The organism is Vibrio sp. ECSMB14106 (assembly GCF_000972265.1).
Lineage (GTDB): Bacteria > Pseudomonadota > Gammaproteobacteria > Enterobacterales > Vibrionaceae > Vibrio > Vibrio kanaloae.
This window is the reverse complement of the sequence record NZ_LAUM01000010.1, coordinates 41951-60987: the sequence shown is the minus strand read 5'-3', so window position 1 is coordinate 60987 and position 19037 is coordinate 41951. Positions and strand designations below refer to the sequence as shown.

The following is a 19037-nucleotide window of genomic DNA, read 5'->3' as shown; positions in this document are numbered from 1 at the left end:
CTGTGATAATGGCTGACAACAGCTCACGAGTAGTTAGAGGGGTTTCAAATAACAAATGCTTTTCTGTTATTCTGCTCACGTGGGTAAAACTAAAAGGTGTCGACCTTCGAGGAAGAACACAAATAATGGGCAAGTTTTTCACTCGCTCTCAATTTTTTTTGATATTTGTCAAAATATTTTTCTTGTGAACATTATATATAGCAAAAAGATGACCGCAACAATAATCCTTAACCTTAATGAGGATTCGCAACGAATGAGCTAACGTTTGAACAGCTCATAATCAAACATACATCAACATCTAGAAAAAAGAGTCCCTCTTAGTTTAGATGTAAAAAAGCAGCACTCGATTAAGTACTGCTTTTTTAGAAAATAGAATAGAGTGATTAAGCGTTTTTGAAAGCACTTATTGTCTGAAGGTGCTGAGAAATTTTTTTGAACTTATGGCTCTCTTTCTCATCCCAAATAACATCGTAGTAGTCTTCAAGCGCAGCTGCAGTCTTTGTATTATCATGAATTTCATCAGCACGAGAAAGTATAACTAAACAACGTCCTTTATTCTTCATGCGATACTGAGCAACACACTTAGTTGCGATATCTTCGTACTCTTCAGGGCGATCTATTCGGCCAACCATGTTGTTCTCAGGTTCCAAATTAGGGTTGAACAATACCTGCTTAATCCCACACAAAAAACCAATACGCTCAGACCAAAAACCCCCTAAACCCACGCCACAAATGATTGGATGTGGATCATCGGATTGCTCTATCACTTTATGCACTTCTTTAAGTAAATGTTGCATATCGTGTTTGGGATGCAAAGTACTGTAGTTAATAAAACGAACATCATCATCAATGAATTGCAGCTGCAATATCTTTTCGTGATTGCCGGGACTCGTAGAGTCGAAGCCATGCAGGTAAATAATCATTTGTACCTCCCTTATTGAATACTGGTACGCTTAGATTAATCTAACATGAAAAGTAAGGTTTTAAAGTAAAGAGAAATAAAATTAGATTTTTTTCACTTCCTAAACGTGATCCTAATTACAGAAAGTGCGGCTAAGATCTTCCGCTTCCTCTACGTAACTACCGTCTCCCCATAACTGATGTGCCAATAAATACCATAGCATTGCCATCATTCGACAGCGTGGTAACCATTGATCTACCCCGTCCACCCAAGTCTGCACATCATGGATGTCTCGCAGCTGACAATACTGATGAACGGCTTCAGCGATAGGCGCACCGGCAACAGAGATGGTTAAAGCCAAGTCTAGTCTTGGGTCTGCCAACGATGCGTATTCCCAATCAATGATTTTGATTCCGTCGCGACTCTTCACGAGGTTATAACCACCCAAATCAAAATGACACAGAGATAAACCAACACTTGAGATGTTCGGAGCTGATCGCCATTCTTGATAAATAGTAGTATAGGTTTCGTTCTTGTGTGCATCATCAAGTTGAAGCCAGTAATGGTCAACTCGTGCGGTGAAGCTAAACGGTTGGAGTGGTAGTCGCTTGGTGTTAACTAAATGCACCGATGTGAGTGTTTTTAAGAGGTGATATAGGTCTAGCCCCTCATATAACGTATCACCTGCTACCCACTCGACTAGTAACCCGTGCTGATTAACCAGTATTGGGCTTGGGCCAATACCAAGACGTTCTATGGTAGACAATACTTGGTACTCTTCATGACGAGAGATAAAAAAAGCTTTAGTGATCGGCGTAATCGGGCGCCAAACATACGCTTTCTCGTCTGCGGAAACCAATTTCCAACATCGATTAGTCAAACCGCCTGTTAAGGTCTGCGCCCTGATTGGTGGGTCAGAAAAGTAACCATCAAGCGAACTCAGACTGGTATCAAGAAGCTTAGCCTCAGACCAAGAAAAAATTGCCATTGTTTATTCCCTATAAACGTCTTCAGTTCTTACAAAAAAGACACTGACCAAAAGCCAGTGTCTCTTCATAAAACAGCATTTGATCTGTTGCATTGGCGTATGGCCAAGCTAAACACTGTCAATACTGGCTGCGTTGAGTTAACAAGTAAGCGAAATTAAAGACCCAGTAGGCTCTTAGATTGTTGCTTCCGGATTTCAGTCTCATCTGCCCATTCAATCAAACCAGACTCAAGATCCATTAGACGCATCGTCATTTTGTAGTAAACATCTCCATCGCTACCGTCTTTCTTTACAATGCTTGATAGGTTGCCGTACAACATATATTGCGCACCGACCATTTTACCAAACTGGATTGCTGAGCTTTGGTTTACCAACTCATCATTATTTTGGAAATTCAATTGGTCACGAACAGACTCTACACGGTCCATATCAACGAAGCGAAACTTGCCAGAGTTCAACATCTTAGTACTGATAGTGTCAGTAATTGACTCTGTATCGATGTGCTCACTGGTTTTGTTCTTGATTCGCTCTACAAACACGATTGGACGCTGCTCACGAGTGATGTAAGCCACAGAACCAGAAGCCATCATGCTATCGACCATTTCACCCGCAATCGTTTGAAGGTCAGTTGAACCGAAATCGATTGTCGTGGTTTCTACTGCTTGTGCATCACCGTAGCTTACCTTGTTTGAACAACCACCTAAAATAACCGCTAAACCTAGTAACGCAATGACACTCTTTTTCATGTTATTTCCTTAACTTATCACTGAGTGGGGTGACCCTCACTCTTAAATTCTTGTATTAGCGAATCAATAGTTCTTCTTTTTTGATCCCTGTTTATTTTAACTTTGTTCTGATGAGTTACTGCTCTCGGAACTGAACTCGGAACTGAGTTGCCTTCGGGTTTACCGATACTTCTGACAACGAAATACTTTCAAAGCCACGAACAATCGCTTGCTTCCAAGGGCCTTGTTTTAGGTTGACCTCAAGCCCTGCATCGTCGTACCAATAGAAACGATAGAGGATATGTTGATCGCCTTTATAGTTGCTGTTTAAACGAACGATTCCTCGTGTATGACCATCAATTTGGTCGGTGCGAATATCTTCAACCATTAAACGGCTGCCCAATACCTTGTCACCAAAGAATACGTTCTGAGTCAGGCTATCAACCCTTACGCCAGCTGTATTATCAGCACAACCAGCTAGAGCTATAACCGCTGCTAAGCTCACTAACCACTTTTTCATTACAGCCTCCCTAGCTGTTTATGCCACATTGTTGCGTTGTTTCCTTGTCGAGAAATCCAAACCACGGTGGTCTGCCCTTCTCGAATATCAAAGTCATACGTTTTCACGCCCGCTTCTAACGTATATTGACCGCTACTTGCTACAAACGTGCTGCTCTTAATCTCAGCTGGTAACGATTGCCAACTGCGAGTGTCTGGTTGCTCTGTCAGTGTGTTCCACACGTTGAACAGAATATTACCGACATCATCGCCTTTGGTTGCTTCTTTACGAATGCGATCTTTCGCGACGACACGTAGCGCTTGGCGAATAACAATGCTCGTCATACGTTCCGATAAATCGTTCTGCGCCATCGCGTTTACGTCAGTGATCAAGTGTTCTTGTAACGGCTGACCGTTGATTCGCAAGGCAGAAAAACGCTCTACGTTTTGACTTGGGTAATATGGCAGCGCAAGAGAGTATATTGCCCCCTGATCGCGACTGTCATAAACAGGTAAATCTAGTCGCCAACTGTCCATAGCTTGCACAGCGCTCTGCTCTTGAAGAACAATCACTCGCCCTTCACCTGCACTAAGTTTAGAAGATTGCTTATAGCGTTTTTCTAATGTTGCTAAATCTTGTCGCATCCCTAAACGAGCGGCTGTTGCCATGGTTCTATCGATGATTTCTTGGTTATCTGGCATCACAGCCAAAGCACGACGATAGTCAACGTAGGCGCTGTTTAAATTATTTGAAGCTTCATAAAGCAGACCAGACAAGAACATCAGATACGCATTCTGTACTGACTGCAGCTTCTTACCCGCATCAGGGTAATTGGCAAGTATGCTACCCACATTGGCAGACAAGCCTTGCTTCTTCGCATCGCTGGCTGCTTTTTCTAACTCAGCCTCGCGTTGCTTCTTCGCTTGTTCTTGAACTTGGTTGGCGCGACGCATTTCGATCACCGCACCTTCTAAATCGTTTTTCTTGAGGTAATTTAAACCGAGGTACAGATGAAGAAAGCCCAACTCATAATCAGCTGGAACATACTCGGTAATATTGTCATTCACAGCCAACGCACCCACACTGGTTGCACTGTCTGAGATTGAGATCACGGCTTTGCGTTGCTGCTCAGTCACCGCCTGATCAGCCACTTCAAACGAAGCCTTACTCTCAGGGTATTTTTGATCCAGCAGATTAATTCTGCCTCTTTCAAAGTTATCAAGGATGTCGCCTGCCGCGTAATCTGGTAGATCTTGCTGAGCCTCTGAATAATCTCCAGACTTCACCGCTTGATAGATAGCTTTGTTTTGTGCGCTGTAATGACTGAACAGGCTGCCTGCAGACATACTTGCACATCCCGCGGTCAACGCCGATAACAGGGCAATGGAAGCGAATCTAAACTGTTGCTTCACTTATCGTCTCCGTGCATGTTTCAAATGCCAACTTTAGTTGTCTCATTATCAAAACGAAACGTGTTGTAAAAAGGATCTCAAGCCAGTTGAAACCCTACTGATATAGCCTCTGCCTAGGCGATGCCGACATTCAGACAACAGATAGAACTTAAAGTTGGCATACAAACTACAAATTTTCCAACTAGCTGTTTATGTGAATCAACTAATTGGCGAGTTTTCGTTAGCTCATTAGCTTTTTAACCAACTCATCAACTTGTTTTGGTTAGCTCATAAGCAACGGACCAAGCGGACGGCCACCAACCAAGTGCATGTGAATATGATAAACCTCTTGGCCACCGTGAGAGTTACAGTTCACGATAAGACGATAGCCATCTTCTGCGATGCCTTCTTCTTTTGCTAACTTGCGAGCAACAGTAAACATGCGCCCCATCATCGCTTCATCTTCGACTTCAACATCGTTGGTTGTCGGAATCAGCTTGTTTGGGATAATTAGGATATGGCTTGGCGCACGAGGGTTAATATCGCGAAATGCGGTTACTAAATCGTCTTGGTATAGTAGATCTGCTGGGATTTCTTTGTTGATGATCTTAGTAAAAATGGTTTCTTCAGCCATGTTTCTCTCCGATAAAACATTTATTTTTTAATGCTTTGAGTATGCGCTATGCCGCATCAAACCACAATAAACCTGCTTTAAAGCATAATAAAAAACACCGTTCAAATCAAAGAAAACGAGCCTTAGCTCTCAAGAATGGCATGTTGGTTATAACTGAGCGCTATTTTTGACGTGTGCGTCATAAAATGCGTAAGCCGAGCTCAATAGAATGCTGATAATTTTGTTAGTTTTACTTTGACCTGACATTAGGTCTGCATTTTTATTTAGGGAGAAAGCCATGAAGGGATCTGTGATCAAGCGTATGTACGCTGGTTTCGCACTGATCATCATCATGTTCGCAGTCACGATAACCATCATGATGAACAGCATGAATCAGATACACAGCAATTTTGAGAGTGTCTCAGAAACCTCATTACCACTTGTCGCGCTTTCAAATCAAACGAGTGTTCAATTGCTTTCTGCTGATAAGTCATTCAAAGATTTCTTAACCACACAAAACGCTGAACGCATGTCTGCAATGCGTACAGAATTTGCTGCATCACAAAACTCGTTTTCAGAAGTTCTCGGTAGTTTAGAAGCGGCGAGCCAAAACAATGCTTCACTTGTTGAACGTATCGCGCAATTAAGATCAATGGAAGAACGCTACTTCGCCGAAGCTGACGAAGCGATGAACAACTACGTCGCGATGTTTGAAGCACAAGAACAAGTACAAAAAGCCTCTCGTGACTTCCAACGCCTGCATTCAGAATTAACGGTTGGCATGAAAGAGTACGTTGCTGACCAAAAAAGTATCTCTGTAAAAGTGATGGCAAAGAGCTACTTCATCAAACTGCAAGACGCAGAGGTAATCACTTCAGATGCACTAGCAAGCTCTGATGTTGCCTTCGTACAGAAAGCCGTTAACCAAAACAAGAAAGCAGTGACGCACCTAAACTACGCATACCGTGGTTTGGCGACACAACTGCCTGCGCTTAAAAATGTCTTCGATGAATCGGTTCAGAAATTCACTAAGGACGTCGGCCAAAAAGGCGGCGTGTTAGACAAACACAACAACTATCTACAAGCGAAACAAGCACTGTACGTCAACATCGCAAACCTAGCGGTTGAAGTAGACCAAGCGATGGCGGTATTAGATTCATTCAACGTAACTGCAGAAGAGCAACTTAACGCTTCATTGGCCGACGCAAGCAGCATCTACGACAAAGGCCTATTTAACGCGATTGCAATTGGTATTGTTGTAACGGTATTCGCTGCTGCTATCGGTTACCACATTGCACACAGTGTAAGAGAGCCACTAACTCGTATTCTAGGGACATTAGAAGGCCTAACTGAAGGCGATATGACTCAGCGTATCGATATTCGCTACGACAACGAATTCAGCCGCGTGAGCCGTCACATCAATACCTTGGCGGACAACCTGCACAACATCCTTGTGAAGCTGAATGACGCTTCAGATGACCTAACCAAGACAGCAAGCGTTAACCAAAAAACCTCTACAGAAACACAGGCTCAATTGAACAGCCAACGTGAGCAAACCGCGGCCGTTGCGATCGCAATGACCGAGATGTCTCATTCTGTACAAGAAGTGGCGAACAGCGCGCAAAGCTCACTCGCCATGGTTCAACAAGTAGAATCAGCTTCTGAATCTGGTCGTCAGATCATGAACACCAACATCAGCACCATTAATCAGCTTGAGGTTCGCCTTACTGAGTCTGTGGGTGCTGTGGGCGAGCTACAACAGATGAGTAGTCAGATTGGTTCAATCCTTGACGTTATTCGTGGTATTGCTGAACAGACCAACCTACTTGCACTTAATGCGGCAATCGAAGCAGCGCGTGCTGGTGAACAAGGTCGCGGTTTTGCAGTCGTTGCCGATGAAGTACGAGTGCTAGCGCAAAAGACCACGCAATCAACGTCTGAAATTGAAACCATGATCAGTAACCTGCAATCAAGTTCGAAAGCGGCTAGCAACGTAATTGAAAGCTGCATGAATGATATGGACATGTCGGTTGAACAAGCTTCAAGTGCCAATAGTGCGATGGAAGAGATTCAAGCATTAATAATGGAAATCAGCCATATGAGCACACACATCTCTCAAGCAGCCGCTGAGCAGAGTAAAACTTCTAGTGATATTGCACGCAACATCGAAGACATCAACCACATCGCAGATAAGAGTTACCAAGCGATGTCTTCAATTGCAGAAGCAAGCCAAAACCTAACAATTCTGGCGAATCAGCAAGGTGATTTAGTACATCAATTCAAACTATAGATAAATGAAGAATCGATAGATATTTAGTGAGGTTGTTGAGACTTCTTACCCAATAGTGGTAACTAATTGAGCTAGGGCAACTTTTATCAAGGGTTGCCCTTGTTTTTTATGAGCTTTGTCATTATATGATTATTAAGGCTTGCTGCTTCCCGTTTTTTTCTTTCACCTTTATGAGCGAGCCGCTATTAAGGAATTTATATGGCTGTTCATGTTGGCATTATCGATCAAGACCCCATTCGCTTGCTCACCCCATTACTTGATAACCGAACGGTCAGCACTCACATCGTGTTTATCGGCGACAAGAATCAAGTCAGTATGTACAAACGTTTAGACAGCGTTTTGCATAAGCGCGACATTACGAGCGAGTTTTTCGAAATTCCAACCATCGTAAATACATCCGTCATTAAAGAATCTATCCAGACCCTTGCTAAAGATCTCAAAGCACGCGGCCAAGAAGTGAAGCTCAACGCAAGTTGTGGCCTTCGTCACCGCCTACTTTCTGTGTACGAAGTATTCCGTACTTACCACTGGCCCATTTTTGTAGTTGAACCAAACAGCGACAAACTGTGCTGGCTCTACCCAAACGGCAAAGAAGATACACAAGTCCAAGACCGTATTACTATCGATGACTACCTGACGGTATTTGGTGCTCGTGGTGAATTCAGCGACGTAAAACTGTCTCCTCAGCTTGATCAAAAACTTTATGAACTGGGTGAGCGCTGGGCAAGCAATGCACTAGAATTAGGCCCTGGCCTTGCGACATTAAACTATCTAGCAACGACCTGCCGTAAAGAACAGAAGCTTGATGTTGGACTGTCTGAGAAACAACAAGGCTACCGTGAACTGAACATGCTGTTGAACGATCTGGTTGAAGCTAAGATTGCGACTTACGATAATGGTATTTTGACCTTTGCCAATGAAGATGCGCGTCGCTTCTCAAACGGTGAATGGTTGGAAACTCTGGTTCACAGTACCGTGAAACAAATCCAAGATGACATGCCGACAATACAAGACCGTTCGTTGAATGTTCAAGTATACCGTCAACTCGGTGAACGTGAGGTTCGAAACGAGCTTGATGTTGCGTCAGTGGTGAACAATAAACTGCACATAATCGAATGTAAGACCAAAGGCATGCGCGATGATGGTGATGACACCTTATATAAACTGGAATCGCTAAGAGATTTATTGGGTGGCCTGCAAGCACGTGCAATGTTGGTGAGCTTCCGTCCTCTCCGTCATAATGATATCACTCGTGCTGAAGACCTTGGATTAGCATTGATTGGCCCTGAAGAATTGAAAGATCTCAAAACACACCTAAAAGCATGGTTTACAGCGGCTGGTGGTAACGAAGATTTAGAGTGCTAATCCCAAGAAAACTGAGCAACTCGTTCATTAATAAGTAAAGAAAAAGGCGAACGGCTTAATTAGTCATTCGCCTTTTTTGTGCTCGTTTACTTTTATTTATCTTAATAAAAAATGGCCGCATCTTCCGATTCGGCCATTTTCAAAATCTTTCTGATGCTTTAGCTCATCTAAAACTAAAGCATAAAGTAACGCTTAAAGCATTTTACGGGCAGCTTCTACGACGACTTTGATTGAGCGTGCTTCAGTCACTTTTAGAGTGTCGTGATCAGGCGTTTCTTTTTGAGTACGGTTGATGATGACACCAGCAACACAACCCGCCTTCAAACCAGAACTTGCACACATTGTTAGTAGTGTGGCTGATTCCATTTCAAAGTTTAGAACACCCATGTCTTGCCATTCTTGCATAGAACCTTGGAAACGCTTAACAACGCGACCAGAGAATGTATCGTAACGCTCTTGACCTGGGTAGAAAGTATCACTTGAAGCGGTTACGCCCATGTGAACGTCTGCACCTGATTCTTCAACTGCCGCTTTCATCGCCGTTGCAACGTCAAAGTCAGCAACCGCTGGGAACTCCATCGGTGCAAAGTGCAAGCTAGCACCGTCTAGACGAACAGAACCAGTTGAAACAATCATATCTCCCACTTTTACGTGTGGTTGGATAGCACCCGTAGTACCAACACGTAGGAAGGTGCGAACACCAAGTTGAGCAAGCTCTTCAACGGCGATAGAAGTAGATGGGCCACCAATACCTGTTGAGCACACCACAACTGACTTGCCGTCTAGCTCTGCACGATAAAGTGTGTATTCACGGTGGCTAGCAAGAAAGACTGGATTTTCCATCTCTTCTGCAATTTTTTGAACACGAGCAGGATCACCAGGGATGATCGCAAGAGTAGCACCGTTAAGATCTGCTTCAGTAACACCTAAGTGGAAAACAGCTTGAGACATAATTCGCTCCTTTTGGCTTATTGGGCTTTTTACCCTTATTTAAGCTCATAGTAAATTCGTGGGGTACGCACACACTCTAACCAAGCTTACTACAAAATGAAGTGACCCCCATCACATCAATGATCGCAACAAAGTTCAATGTTTCACGAAAAACCGATTTGCATCACAAAAAGCAAGCAATACATAAGTCTTTGTTGCATATTAATGAGACAAGAGCGCCTTTAACGCATTATCGCGAATAACGTACTATCGCTAAAGACGCTTCTCAGATTAAGAATGTTCTATATAAGCGATCCGAACTTAATCCGCTTTAGATTTAAATCGAAGTAGACGTAGAGCATTCAGTGTAACTAGAGCGGTCGCGCCAGTATCAGCCAACACCGCAACCCATAAACCAGTAATCCCAAGCAAACTGGTCACCAAGAATACGGCTTTTAAGCCAAGCGCGAGTGCTACGTTTTGACGAATATTGTTCATGGTTGCTTGCGATAGCTCAATCATCGCCGGCAGTTCCGTTAAGCGGTTATGAGTCAGTGCTGAATCCGCCGTTTCCAAGGCCACATCAGTCCCCCCGCCCATCGCGATACCCACATTAGCGGTTTTCATCGCTGGCGCATCATTAATACCATCCCCGACCATCGCAACATGCGATTGTTGAGAAAGCTCTTCAACATAAGACACCTTGTCACTTGGAAGTAAGCTCGCCTTGTATTGCATACCAATCTTGCTACTTATAGCAGCCGCACTGCGTGGGTTGTCACCCGTCAGCATGATAGATTGAATACCCAAGTCGTTAAGTCGTTCAATCGCAACCTTAGCGTCACTGCGTAACGTATCTTGCCACGCAATCAATCCAATAGGTGTCACTTGATCTGTTGATTCTTCTTGATGCTTAAGCTCTAGAGCAATAACAACCGTCTTACCCTCGCCTTCTAGAGCTTCTACCTGAGACACAACATCAGTATCAAGATCGAAACTGACTTTAGAAGGAGCCAACACTTGGTATTTAATGCCATCGACATCACCTTCAACACCACTACCAATCAGCGCCTTCTTATTGTGTGATTCTGGGATGTCTATCTTCAGCTCTTTTACTTTCGCCACCAGCGACTGCGCCAATGGATGAGTAGAACCGACTTCAATAGCACCCACTACGCGTAACATTACGTCTTGCTGCCAACCCGATAGAGGCTGAATATCGGTAACCTGAGGTTTCCCCTCCGTCAATGTACCCGTCTTATCGAAGGCAATCGTTTGAATTTTGCCAAGTTGTTCTAGTGCCGCGCCGCCTTTAATTAGCGCACCACGTTTTGCCGCAGCAGCCAAACCAGAAGTAATGGCAGCCGGCGTTGAGATAACCAGGGCACAAGGGCAAGCAATCAACAACAAGGCTAAGCCACGATACACCCAGGTTTCCCAAGGTTGAGCGAACAACAGTGGAGGCGTGATGATCACCAACAAGGCAACCAACATCATTAATGGCGTGTACCAACGGCTGAACTTATCAAGGAAGCGTTCCAGTGGTGCTTTACGAGATTCCGCCTCTTCAATCAAATGAAGAATACGGTCGATCGCATTCTCACCCTGCTTTGATGTGATAGTGATAAGAACGACTTTATCCACAACAACAGCGCCAGCCATGATGCTGCTGCCTTCGATATGTTCAACAGGGACAGATTCGCCAGTCAATGCACTTTCATCAAAACTCGCGGAATATGTAATCAGTTGACCATCAGAGGGTAAACGAGATCCTGCAGAAACTTCGATAACATCACCAGGTACCAGCTCACTAACTGCAACTTCAGTCCGTTCGCCGTTGATAATTTTAGTCGCATTCTCTGGCACCAGTGCCATTAGGGCTTGCACACCACTTCTTGCTCTTGATGAAGCAAAAGCCTCCAAACGCTCACCAATCAAGAACAACAGTAATACCATGGCTGCTTCAATGGTTTCACCAAGATATAGAGCACCAAGAGCAGCTACACTCATTAAAGTTTCTATCGCGAAAGGTGTCCCAGATCGCGCTAATTGAACCGCCTTTTTCGCTACTGGATATAAGCCAAGTAAACAGGTTGCGATAAATAAGCCTTCGCTGAATTGAGGGAACGAGTTTCTCAGAAGAGCAGCGATCAGCATTGAGGCTGCAATCGCTATGATTTGTAAATTAGGTTGGATATGAGCTTGCCAAAACGTCTCTGGTTGTTGTTTTTCTCTCTTCGCCCCCACTTCGGTTAGTGGGAAGCCAGTTTTGATAGAGACTTGTTCAATGGTGTCGACGAGACTTTCTTTTTCGAATTTCACAACCAACTTTTCGGTAGCAAAAAGAACCTTCGCTTGAATCACACCGTCAATGTTACTGATCGCGTTCTCTATTTTTCTTGCACAAGCTGGACAGTCCATTCCGGCCACCAGCCAACTTTTGGAGAATTTGGCATCAAGAGATAAGGTTGAGGAGTGACTGTCTTCTTCTCCACTATCCGATCCGCAACAATCATCTCCAGACGACGAAGACGCAGCATCAGAACTACAACATACAGATGAAGTACCTGCTACGGTAATGCTTGAAATTTTAGGGCTAGAGCAACTTGCTCCTGCCGCTTGAGGTTGAACGTCCACTTTTGTTGAGCGGCACACTGCATGTTTTGCGCACATATTGTATCTCCTTAATACTCAAAAAGCCTTGAGGCAGTTGCTGACTGATAACAACTGAACCCTAAGTTCACCAAAAGTATAAACCTTAGAGGTAGCTCCAAGGTCAAGAAGAAATTTACAAACCGATGAACCTTATATTAGAACGTCGGTGTTATCATGATTTGAATTTTTTACATTCTTCCCGATTCGCCGACACATCATCGATCAGAACAGCATCGTGCGAACAAAATGGCGGGGTATTCAAACTGACTATCGATACATCCTCTTCACCATGATCCACTTCAGGTCCTTGCATAAGCTCAGCAATATGATGACGAAGAACCAATATCCCCAACAATCCAAACAAAATATTACCTAATGCCTGTCCATACAACACGCCTAACGCGCCATACCATTGTGAACCCAAGTACACGAATGGCAGAGTACCTAATGTCGCTTTACCTAAGTTAAGCGCCGTTGAGTAAAGTGGCTTACCTAGGTTATTAAAAGAAGTATTCGCTACAAATAACGCGCCATTAAAGGTAAAAGTAAAGGCAACATAAGTACAGAAAGCAGCAACAATAATGGCCGCGTCTCCCTGAAGGCAAAAGCCTTGAATCACGTAGCCCTGAGCTAAATACAACACAATACAAACAGCAATGGTGTAAATCGTTGCCACTAACAAAGAGTTATTCAATGTTTCTTTAACTCGGTCCATTCTTTCAGCCCCGAAGTTCTGGCCAATGATTGGTCCCACGGCACCGGATAATGCAAAAATAGCGGCAAAACAAACAGGCGTTAAACGACCAATGACCGCAAAACCAGCAACGAAATCCTCACCATATTGTGCGATACCAGTTGTCACGATCGCATTACCGATCGGCGTTGCTGTATTAGCAATAATGGCTGGAATTACGATTGTCAAAATAGGGCGAATATTAATACGCCACTGCCCTAAAGAAGGTAGAGCAACCAACTGATGACTACGAATAAGAGGATAAAGCGAAAAGAAAAGAACCGAAAAACGTGCAATGACAGAAGCAATTGCTGCCCCTTCTATGTTCCAGCCAAAACCAAAGATAAATAGAGGGTCTAAGATCGCGTTCACGATCCCGCCTGACAAAGTCGCCCACATCGAACGCTTTGCATCACCTGCCGCTCTTAAACCAGCACCTGCCGCCATCGCCAGTGCTAGAAATGGCCCACTTGGCAATAAAATCTGTAGGTAAGCTTGAGCCCGTTCTGCCGCAACGCCTTTGGCGCCAATGGCAGTCAGCAACTCTGGGATATAAACGAACATAACCGTAGCCACCGTCGAACTAATGACAAACGCAGTCAACATAATACTAGCACTAAGGTTTCGAGCTTGGTCTCTGCCTTTGGAGCCTATCGCTTTTGATACCAGGGCACCCATGGCAATTGAAGTACCAATCGAAACTGAAGTGGCGAAAAAAGTGAGTGTCCCTGCAAAGCCAACTGCCGCAGCCAATTCAACCTGTCCTAACATACTGATGAACAACATATCGAGTAAATCGACAACAAATAACGCCATCAAACCAACAGAGCCGGCTCCCGACATCATCAATATATGGCGCATCGTTGAACCTTCCACAAACTTTGCCGTTTGATTTGACATGAAACCTCCAAAAGCTGAAATACTACAAGCTAACGATCGACAAAGAAAAGCTCTAAAAAGAACAGCTTTACCAATAAAAAAGGCGCCAAAGCGCCTTTTTTTTAACCTAGAATATTGGAAAATATAATCGTTCGTATTACACGACTACACCTGATGTTTGAAGCATTCATTTAAATTCTTGCCTATTGCTTTTAAAACATCCGATCTTGTTATCATGCCCACCAGTTTTTTATTATCAATCACTGGGTAAGCTTTAGGCTTGCCAACCTGCATCATGTCTGCCAATTCAATAATGGACAATTCAGGCGATACCGATAACACCTCTTGGTACATGCAATCGCGCACGATGTGTGTGTCTTGGCAGAAGTAGCTAACCTTGACCAGTTTATCTAATAAATCTTGTTCCGAGAGGAAACCGATAACTTGCTCGTTATCGTCAATTACAGGTCCGCCCATATGAGGACTTCGCATCACTTTATCTAACGCTAGACTTAAAGGCATATCAGGAGTGAATGTCACAACCTGCTTCGTCATGTAATCTTTCACTTTTATTGAATGCATTATGTTCTCCCTAAATACTTTTCTTCATGTCTTTTCCGTCTTGTTAAGTTAATTGTTGTCTAAAATCTTGATTTTACTAAATGGATTTCAACAATTTTATTGATAGGTAAAACCTACTAAGACAAAAATGCGAGGTCGCAAAAGGCTTGAGCGTGTTTTAACATCACAAAAAAGAAACATTAGAGCACAAGAAATCACCCTCAGTCTGTTCATTAAATAGCGGATTCATACACATATTGTCTCGAACAAAGCTAACCAGCATTGTTATTAATGTATCGATATCGTATTTTGTAGCGAGTTTTTAAGCGGGTAACTATTTGACAATGGTGGAGGCTTAAATCGATACACTTCGTTCACTGGAGCGCTGGTTGTGTGAACTTTGCTCTTACTACTTTCATTTCTCAAATACGGTCTACTATGCCTTTATCAACCTCTTCTCAGACTCCTCTATCTAAGTATTTATCAAGGCTAAAAGCCTACTTCAATGAATTATTAGACTTCCAATCGCGTATTTGGGTTGTGCATATCTTTGAAGGCTCCATTACCGACCAATCGTTTGTGATTAACGAAGATGGCTTTAAAGAACCATTAGAGTGGATGAAAAAGCGTGACTATCAAGGAAAAATGCTTGATCGTGTAGATAAGATGAAAGTCTCGCAAGTGATTGAGATTAAGTTTGAAGACAAGATGCATCGACTGATGCGAGTTAAATAACCTTTGTAACTTAATCATTTACCGAAATACCTGTGCTAAAAAATGAGTCACAAAAAAACAAGCACAAAAAAGGCCAGCAACGACGGCTGACCTTCTCTCATTTTATGTCGTTAGTTTGCCGCTAACTTTCACAATAAGCTTCCCAAAGATGCAATGCTTTTGCATAGGCTTCAGCTTTGTCATGTGTTTCTGCAAATAAAATAGCCGTCATACTGTCAACCACACTATTCGCCATTAGCTCTATCTCATCTTCCGGAGTACCCAAGACACATTCGGAAGGCAGAGGCAGTTCTGCGTTCATGGTTCCTTCCCAATAGAAAGACTCCACCTTTTCAGGTGAGCTCATCCAAACCGTTTGGCTAACCTTAGGATTATATTCCGACTCGCCATTCATGCCTTTAAATGAAATTACCGAGTGGGATTTATTGCCAATGACATGCTCAACTTCAGCGTGCAACTGAGGAAAGCCAGGGTGGAAACTGCCACGTAACCCTAAACGGCCACCACCTGGGTTTAATGCTCTAACTACAGTGTTGATTGGCGTCCTCAATCCATAACGGTGCTTCCAACCAATCATAGTTTGAGCTTCTGGAGCAAAATTCACTAGAGGTAGATATGCAATGCCATCAACTTCTAGGATCTGTTTCGCGTCTTGTGGATCGGCCGCTCTACGAACACCAACGAGATCTAAATAAGTCTCAACGTGTGTGCGACCGCTTGGCTTATCCATATAACCATGCATCAAGACTTTGTAGCCATTATCTGCCAATATCTTCGCAGCAAGTAAGTTCCACGGTTTACCACTCGCCGTATCGTTCCGCTTACCGGCGTAGCAAGGCCAATCAATATCAGCGCCCAAGTCAGGCACACGTGATTGGAATGCTTTTACAAAGCCAGCTATCTCTTCGTTGGTTTCATTTTGTACACGAATTAACATCAATAGCATAGCCATTTGGTCATCACCGACCTTTCCGCTTAAATACTCATCCATGATGCGATAGGCTTGTTCGAACGATAAAGGCTTACGCCCCCTTTCCCCTCGTCCAACAGTACGAATACACTCTAAAATACTACTCATTGACTGTTAATTCTCTTCCGTAGATATCAATAAAATTTACTACGTTTTCGATTCTATGTCACTCATAGCGCATTGCAAAGCGATTCGAGCGTATAGTAATAACTGCAGTGAGTTTATTAATGATCGATAAGTAAGCGGCCTAAAGAAATATAAACCTAGCGTGGAATCCACCACTGGCATCTGCCGTGATTTTTCATATACTGCACCCTATTGAAACATTCACTACTCTGTAAGACACAAATATTGGGCACTTTTATGATCATTCTGAGCACCAACTTTGGCGATATCGAAATTGAACTCAACCTTGAGAAAGCACCTGTCAGCTCTAAAAACTTCCTTAAATACTGCCAAGATGGTTTCTACGAAGGCACCACATTTCACCGTGTTATTGAAGGTTTCATGATTCAAGGAGGTGGACACACTATCGACATGACAGAAAAACCAACTCGCGCACCCATCGTAAACGAAGCAAACCGTGGCTTGAAGAATGTCATTGGCTCTGTGGCGATGGCTCGCACAGACGCACCACATTCTGCGACAGCACAATTCTTTATCAACCTTGATAACAATGACTTTTTAGACCACACCTCTACCACAAATGCAGGCTGGGGCTATGCTGTGTTTGGTAAAGTATCTGCGGGCATGGATGTAGTCAGCAAAATCGCTGCCGCCCCAACGACCATGCGTTGGGGACATGAAGATGTGCCTTGCGAAGATATCGTGATCACTAAAGTCAGCATCAACGAATAGTTGTCAAGGAAACATAAAGACGAAGCGAGACCAACACTAATATAGAACTGAGCCTGTCACAGCCCTAATTCGCGCAGGCTTTTATTTTCGTCTCGACCATTTGATATAACAAAACAGTGAAGCAATAATCACCGTACCACCAAGCAGCTTCTGCGTTTCAACACTTTCTCCTAGCACGCCAACACTCAGTAATAGTGTCCATACAGGCTCTAGAATCATAATTAATGCAGCCACTTCCATATTCACGGAGTGTTGACCGACGGTTTGCAACAAATAGCGAATGGAGGTTGCGACCACCGCAGACACAATGAACCAGAAGATCAACGAACGAGTTATTTCAAAATCAGGTTGAGTCGTCATTGCCGAAAATGCCAAGCCACTAACACCCACAACAAACAGCTGCACGCATATTGAAGCGATAGGTTTGATATTAGTAATCACACGCTTGTTCATTACGAAATGCACAGAGAGCAGCATCGACGCCAATAAGAAATAGATCTGACTCTGTTCAACATTCCAGCCATTGCCTAAGGTCAGTAATAACATACCGATGATCGCAATTGGGAAAGACATCCAAAACGCACGATTAGGCTTAACTCGAAACAGAATCCAAGAAACAAACGGCGCAATGATCATGGCTAAGCTCATGATAAAGGCCCCTTCAGACAAGCTTTCGGTTACCGAAACCGCAAATACCCAGACTTGCAATGAGGCCGACAGCAACAACCCCACCCCACAAAGGGACAAGATCTGCTTAAGCGAGAGCTTGCGAATATGATGAATACAGAATGGCAATAAAATAAGGCTTGCAACAAAAAATCGCACACCGATGAACACTGGCCCCGGCATTTCCAATACCACCAACTTAGATGCGATCCACCCTACCCCAGCTAGCAGGGTGGCAAATAGGAGGTAAAGTTCTCCACGCATCGATTTCACGTTCATCATTTTCAATCGTCCGATAACAAAAAAGCAACCTTACTCTGCAAGGTTGCTTTTATAAAAATTCAACAGGATCAAGATACTATCCATTACTCAATATACCAAGTCCTTTGGGCTATATCTCTATTGAAGTTACAAAAAAGGCAACGGAATCAATTCTATCCCGAGTACGCCACTGATGCTCATCACAACTAGCAGAGAGACCTTGAAAACAGTCTTTGACCACTGAATGTAGTTTAGGCAATCGACTTTTCGGAATGTCACTTTAGTCCACATAAAGCAAACCGCTGCCGACACCGCTAGGTATTCGTAACCCGTTTCTCCGAGTAAGAACAACGCCAGTGCAACCGCACCAAAAGCAACCACATACGCTTTCATGTGCTGATGTGCTTTGTCGACGCCCTCTTTCACCGGTAACACAGGAATACCTGCATCTCGGTAATCTTGAAGGCGGAACATCGCAATCGCATACGAGTGTGGCATTTGCCATAAGCAGAACATCACGAACAACAACACCGCTTCAAGGCTGATGTAATTAGTCACCGCCAAATAGCCCACCAATGGCGGCACTGCTCCCGAAATACTACCCACTAAAGTGCCGTAAACCGATGTACGCTTGTACCACATGGTGTAGAAAAAGACGTAAAACACATAGCCAAGCAGCACCATGACCGCAGAGATCGGGTTAGCGAACTGAAACAGCAGCGCTGTGCCGGCTAGCAATAAAACCAAGGCATAGACGAACGCTACGTCTGTATTGATGTTGCCCTGAACCAATTCTCGATTTTGTGTGCGCTTCATCTTCTGGTCGATATCTCGGTCAAAGATGTTGTTCACAACACAACCTGATGCAATCACCAGTCCCACGCCCGCTAATGTTGTTAGTAACAACATCGCACTGGCGGGTTCTGTTTTTGCGGCGAGGAAGAAACCCGCCGCAACAGAAATCAGGTTGCCGAAAATGATGCCCGGTTTGGTGATAGACAGATATCTTTTCAGCAT

The 19037-nt window shown here is 43.7% G+C and carries 17 protein-coding genes; 4 read left to right on the top strand and 13 right to left on the bottom strand.

Annotated elements, in window-relative coordinates; genetic code table 11:
- Positions 1–383 precede the first annotated feature (383 nt).
- The 6 genes from ycfP to hinT all read right to left on the bottom strand — a co-directional run bounded on the left by ycfP (position 384) and on the right by hinT (position 5138).
- Positions 384–923: an alpha/beta hydrolase YcfP gene (ycfP, locus tag WR49_RS09055; protein WP_017057022.1), complete on the bottom strand. Its 540-nt coding sequence runs from the start codon at positions 921–923 to the stop codon at positions 384–386.
- Between the two features lie 111 nt (positions 924–1034).
- Positions 1035–1889 carry a phosphotransferase gene (locus WR49_RS09050; protein ID WP_046223786.1) on the bottom strand — a complete coding sequence of 285 codons (855 nt, stop codon included), beginning with the start codon at positions 1887–1889 and terminating at the stop codon, positions 1035–1037.
- A 155-nt stretch (positions 1890–2044) separates the two neighbouring features.
- Positions 2045–2635 (bottom strand): penicillin-binding protein activator LpoB, encoded by a 591-nt coding sequence (gene lpoB / locus WR49_RS09045; RefSeq protein WP_017057020.1) that lies wholly within the window; start codon positions 2633–2635, stop codon positions 2045–2047.
- 115 nt (positions 2636–2750) lie between these two features.
- Positions 2751–3134 (bottom strand): YcfL family protein, encoded by a 384-nt coding sequence (locus tag WR49_RS09040; protein WP_017057019.1) that lies wholly within the window; start codon positions 3132–3134, stop codon positions 2751–2753.
- Positions 3134–4525 (bottom strand): COG3014 family protein, encoded by a 1392-nt coding sequence (locus tag WR49_RS09035; protein ID WP_046223785.1) that lies wholly within the window; start codon positions 4523–4525, stop codon positions 3134–3136. Before WR49_RS09035 ends, WR49_RS09040 begins: the two co-directional genes overlap by 1 nt.
- A 262-nt stretch (positions 4526–4787) precedes the next feature.
- Positions 4788–5138 (bottom strand): purine nucleoside phosphoramidase, encoded by a 351-nt coding sequence (gene hinT, locus WR49_RS09030; protein WP_017065295.1) that lies wholly within the window; start codon positions 5136–5138, stop codon positions 4788–4790.
- A gap of 277 nt (positions 5139–5415) precedes the next feature.
- Here hinT and WR49_RS09025 point away from each other — a divergent pair, with 277 nt between their 5' ends.
- Together WR49_RS09025 and WR49_RS09020 are read left to right on the top strand one after the other, a co-directional pair.
- Positions 5416–7407: a methyl-accepting chemotaxis protein gene (locus tag WR49_RS09025; protein ID WP_046223784.1), complete on the top strand. Its 1992-nt coding sequence runs from the start codon at positions 5416–5418 to the stop codon at positions 7405–7407.
- A gap of 198 nt (positions 7408–7605) precedes the next feature.
- Positions 7606–8772 (top strand): DUF1887 family protein, encoded by a 1167-nt coding sequence (locus WR49_RS09020; RefSeq protein ID WP_046223783.1) that lies wholly within the window; start codon positions 7606–7608, stop codon positions 8770–8772.
- Between the two features lie 192 nt (positions 8773–8964).
- Here the strand turns inward: WR49_RS09020 and udp are convergent, their stop codons facing one another.
- The 4 genes from udp to WR49_RS09000 all read right to left on the bottom strand — a co-directional run bounded on the left by udp (position 8965) and on the right by WR49_RS09000 (position 14551).
- Positions 8965–9723: a uridine phosphorylase gene (udp, locus tag WR49_RS09015; protein WP_017057015.1), complete on the bottom strand. Its 759-nt coding sequence runs from the start codon at positions 9721–9723 to the stop codon at positions 8965–8967.
- A 300-nt stretch (positions 9724–10023) separates the two neighbouring features.
- Entirely contained in the window at positions 10024–12375 is a 2352-nt protein-coding gene (locus WR49_RS09010; protein ID WP_046223782.1) for a zinc/cadmium/mercury/lead-transporting ATPase, read from the bottom strand.
- Positions 12376–12529: 154 nt separating this feature from the next.
- Entirely contained in the window at positions 12530–13990 is a 1461-nt protein-coding gene (locus WR49_RS09005; RefSeq protein WP_046223781.1) for an MATE family efflux transporter, read from the bottom strand.
- Between the two features lie 144 nt (positions 13991–14134).
- On the bottom strand, positions 14135–14551 hold the full coding sequence (locus tag WR49_RS09000; protein ID WP_017057011.1) for a CBS domain-containing protein: 417 nt from the start codon (positions 14549–14551) through the stop codon (positions 14135–14137).
- Positions 14552–14968: 417 nt separating this feature from the next.
- Here WR49_RS09000 and WR49_RS08995 point away from each other — a divergent pair, with 417 nt between their 5' ends.
- On the top strand, positions 14969–15265 hold the full coding sequence (locus WR49_RS08995) for a hypothetical protein (protein ID WP_046223780.1): 297 nt from the start codon (positions 14969–14971) through the stop codon (positions 15263–15265).
- Between the two features lie 121 nt (positions 15266–15386).
- Here WR49_RS08995 and WR49_RS08990 read toward each other — a convergent pair whose 3' ends face one another.
- Positions 15387–16343 (bottom strand): glycosyl transferase family protein, encoded by a 957-nt coding sequence (locus tag WR49_RS08990; RefSeq protein WP_046223779.1) that lies wholly within the window; start codon positions 16341–16343, stop codon positions 15387–15389.
- 255 nt (positions 16344–16598) lie between these two features.
- Here WR49_RS08990 and WR49_RS08985 point away from each other — a divergent pair, with 255 nt between their 5' ends.
- A complete protein-coding gene (locus tag WR49_RS08985; protein ID WP_017057008.1) occupies positions 16599–17093 on the top strand; it encodes a peptidylprolyl isomerase in 495 nt (164 codons plus the stop codon).
- Between the two features lie 81 nt (positions 17094–17174).
- On the opposite strand, the gene WR49_RS08980 is transcribed toward WR49_RS08985, so the two are convergent.
- Both WR49_RS08980 and cyoE read right to left on the bottom strand, forming a co-directional pair.
- On the bottom strand, positions 17175–18041 hold the full coding sequence (locus WR49_RS08980) for a DMT family transporter (protein ID WP_046223778.1): 867 nt from the start codon (positions 18039–18041) through the stop codon (positions 17175–17177).
- A 126-nt stretch (positions 18042–18167) separates the two neighbouring features.
- Positions 18168–19037: a heme o synthase gene (gene cyoE, locus WR49_RS08975; protein WP_046223777.1), complete on the bottom strand. Its 870-nt coding sequence runs from the start codon at positions 19035–19037 to the stop codon at positions 18168–18170.

Bases quoted from the DNA above. Each gene is read 5' to 3' on its own strand.
- WR49_RS09000 (WP_017057011.1), bottom strand. From the start codon at position 14,551: ATGCATTCAATAAAAGTGAAAGATTACATGACGAAGCAGGTTGTGACA.
- WR49_RS09025 (WP_046223784.1), top strand. From the start codon at position 5,416: ATGAAGGGATCTGTGATCAAGCGTATGTACGCTGGTTTCGCACTGATC.
- ycfP (WP_017057022.1), bottom strand. From the start codon at position 923: ATGATTATTTACCTGCATGGCTTCGACTCTACGAGTCCCGGCAATCAC.
- cyoE (WP_046223777.1), bottom strand. From the start codon at position 19,037: ATGCTGAAAAGATATCTGTCTATCACCAAACCGGGCATCATTTTCGGC.
- WR49_RS09020 (WP_046223783.1), top strand. From the start codon at position 7,606: ATGGCTGTTCATGTTGGCATTATCGATCAAGACCCCATTCGCTTGCTC.
- WR49_RS09005 (WP_046223781.1), bottom strand. From the start codon at position 13,990: ATGTCAAATCAAACGGCAAAGTTTGTGGAAGGTTCAACGATGCGCCAT.
- WR49_RS08995 (WP_046223780.1), top strand. From the start codon at position 14,969: ATGCCTTTATCAACCTCTTCTCAGACTCCTCTATCTAAGTATTTATCA.
- WR49_RS08980 (WP_046223778.1), bottom strand. From the start codon at position 18,041: ATGATGAACGTGAAATCGATGCGTGGAGAACTTTACCTCCTATTTGCC.
- WR49_RS09040 (WP_017057019.1), bottom strand. From the start codon at position 3,134: ATGAAAAAGTGGTTAGTGAGCTTAGCAGCGGTTATAGCTCTAGCTGGT.
- WR49_RS09010 (WP_046223782.1), bottom strand. From the start codon at position 12,375: ATGTGCGCAAAACATGCAGTGTGCCGCTCAACAAAAGTGGACGTTCAA.
- lpoB (WP_017057020.1), bottom strand. From the start codon at position 2,635: ATGAAAAAGAGTGTCATTGCGTTACTAGGTTTAGCGGTTATTTTAGGT.
- udp (WP_017057015.1), bottom strand. From the start codon at position 9,723: ATGTCTCAAGCTGTTTTCCACTTAGGTGTTACTGAAGCAGATCTTAAC.
- WR49_RS08990 (WP_046223779.1), bottom strand. From the start codon at position 16,343: ATGAGTAGTATTTTAGAGTGTATTCGTACTGTTGGACGAGGGGAAAGG.
- WR49_RS08985 (WP_017057008.1), top strand. From the start codon at position 16,599: ATGATCATTCTGAGCACCAACTTTGGCGATATCGAAATTGAACTCAAC.
- hinT (WP_017065295.1), bottom strand. From the start codon at position 5,138: ATGGCTGAAGAAACCATTTTTACTAAGATCATCAACAAAGAAATCCCA.
- WR49_RS09050 (WP_046223786.1), bottom strand. From the start codon at position 1,889: ATGGCAATTTTTTCTTGGTCTGAGGCTAAGCTTCTTGATACCAGTCTG.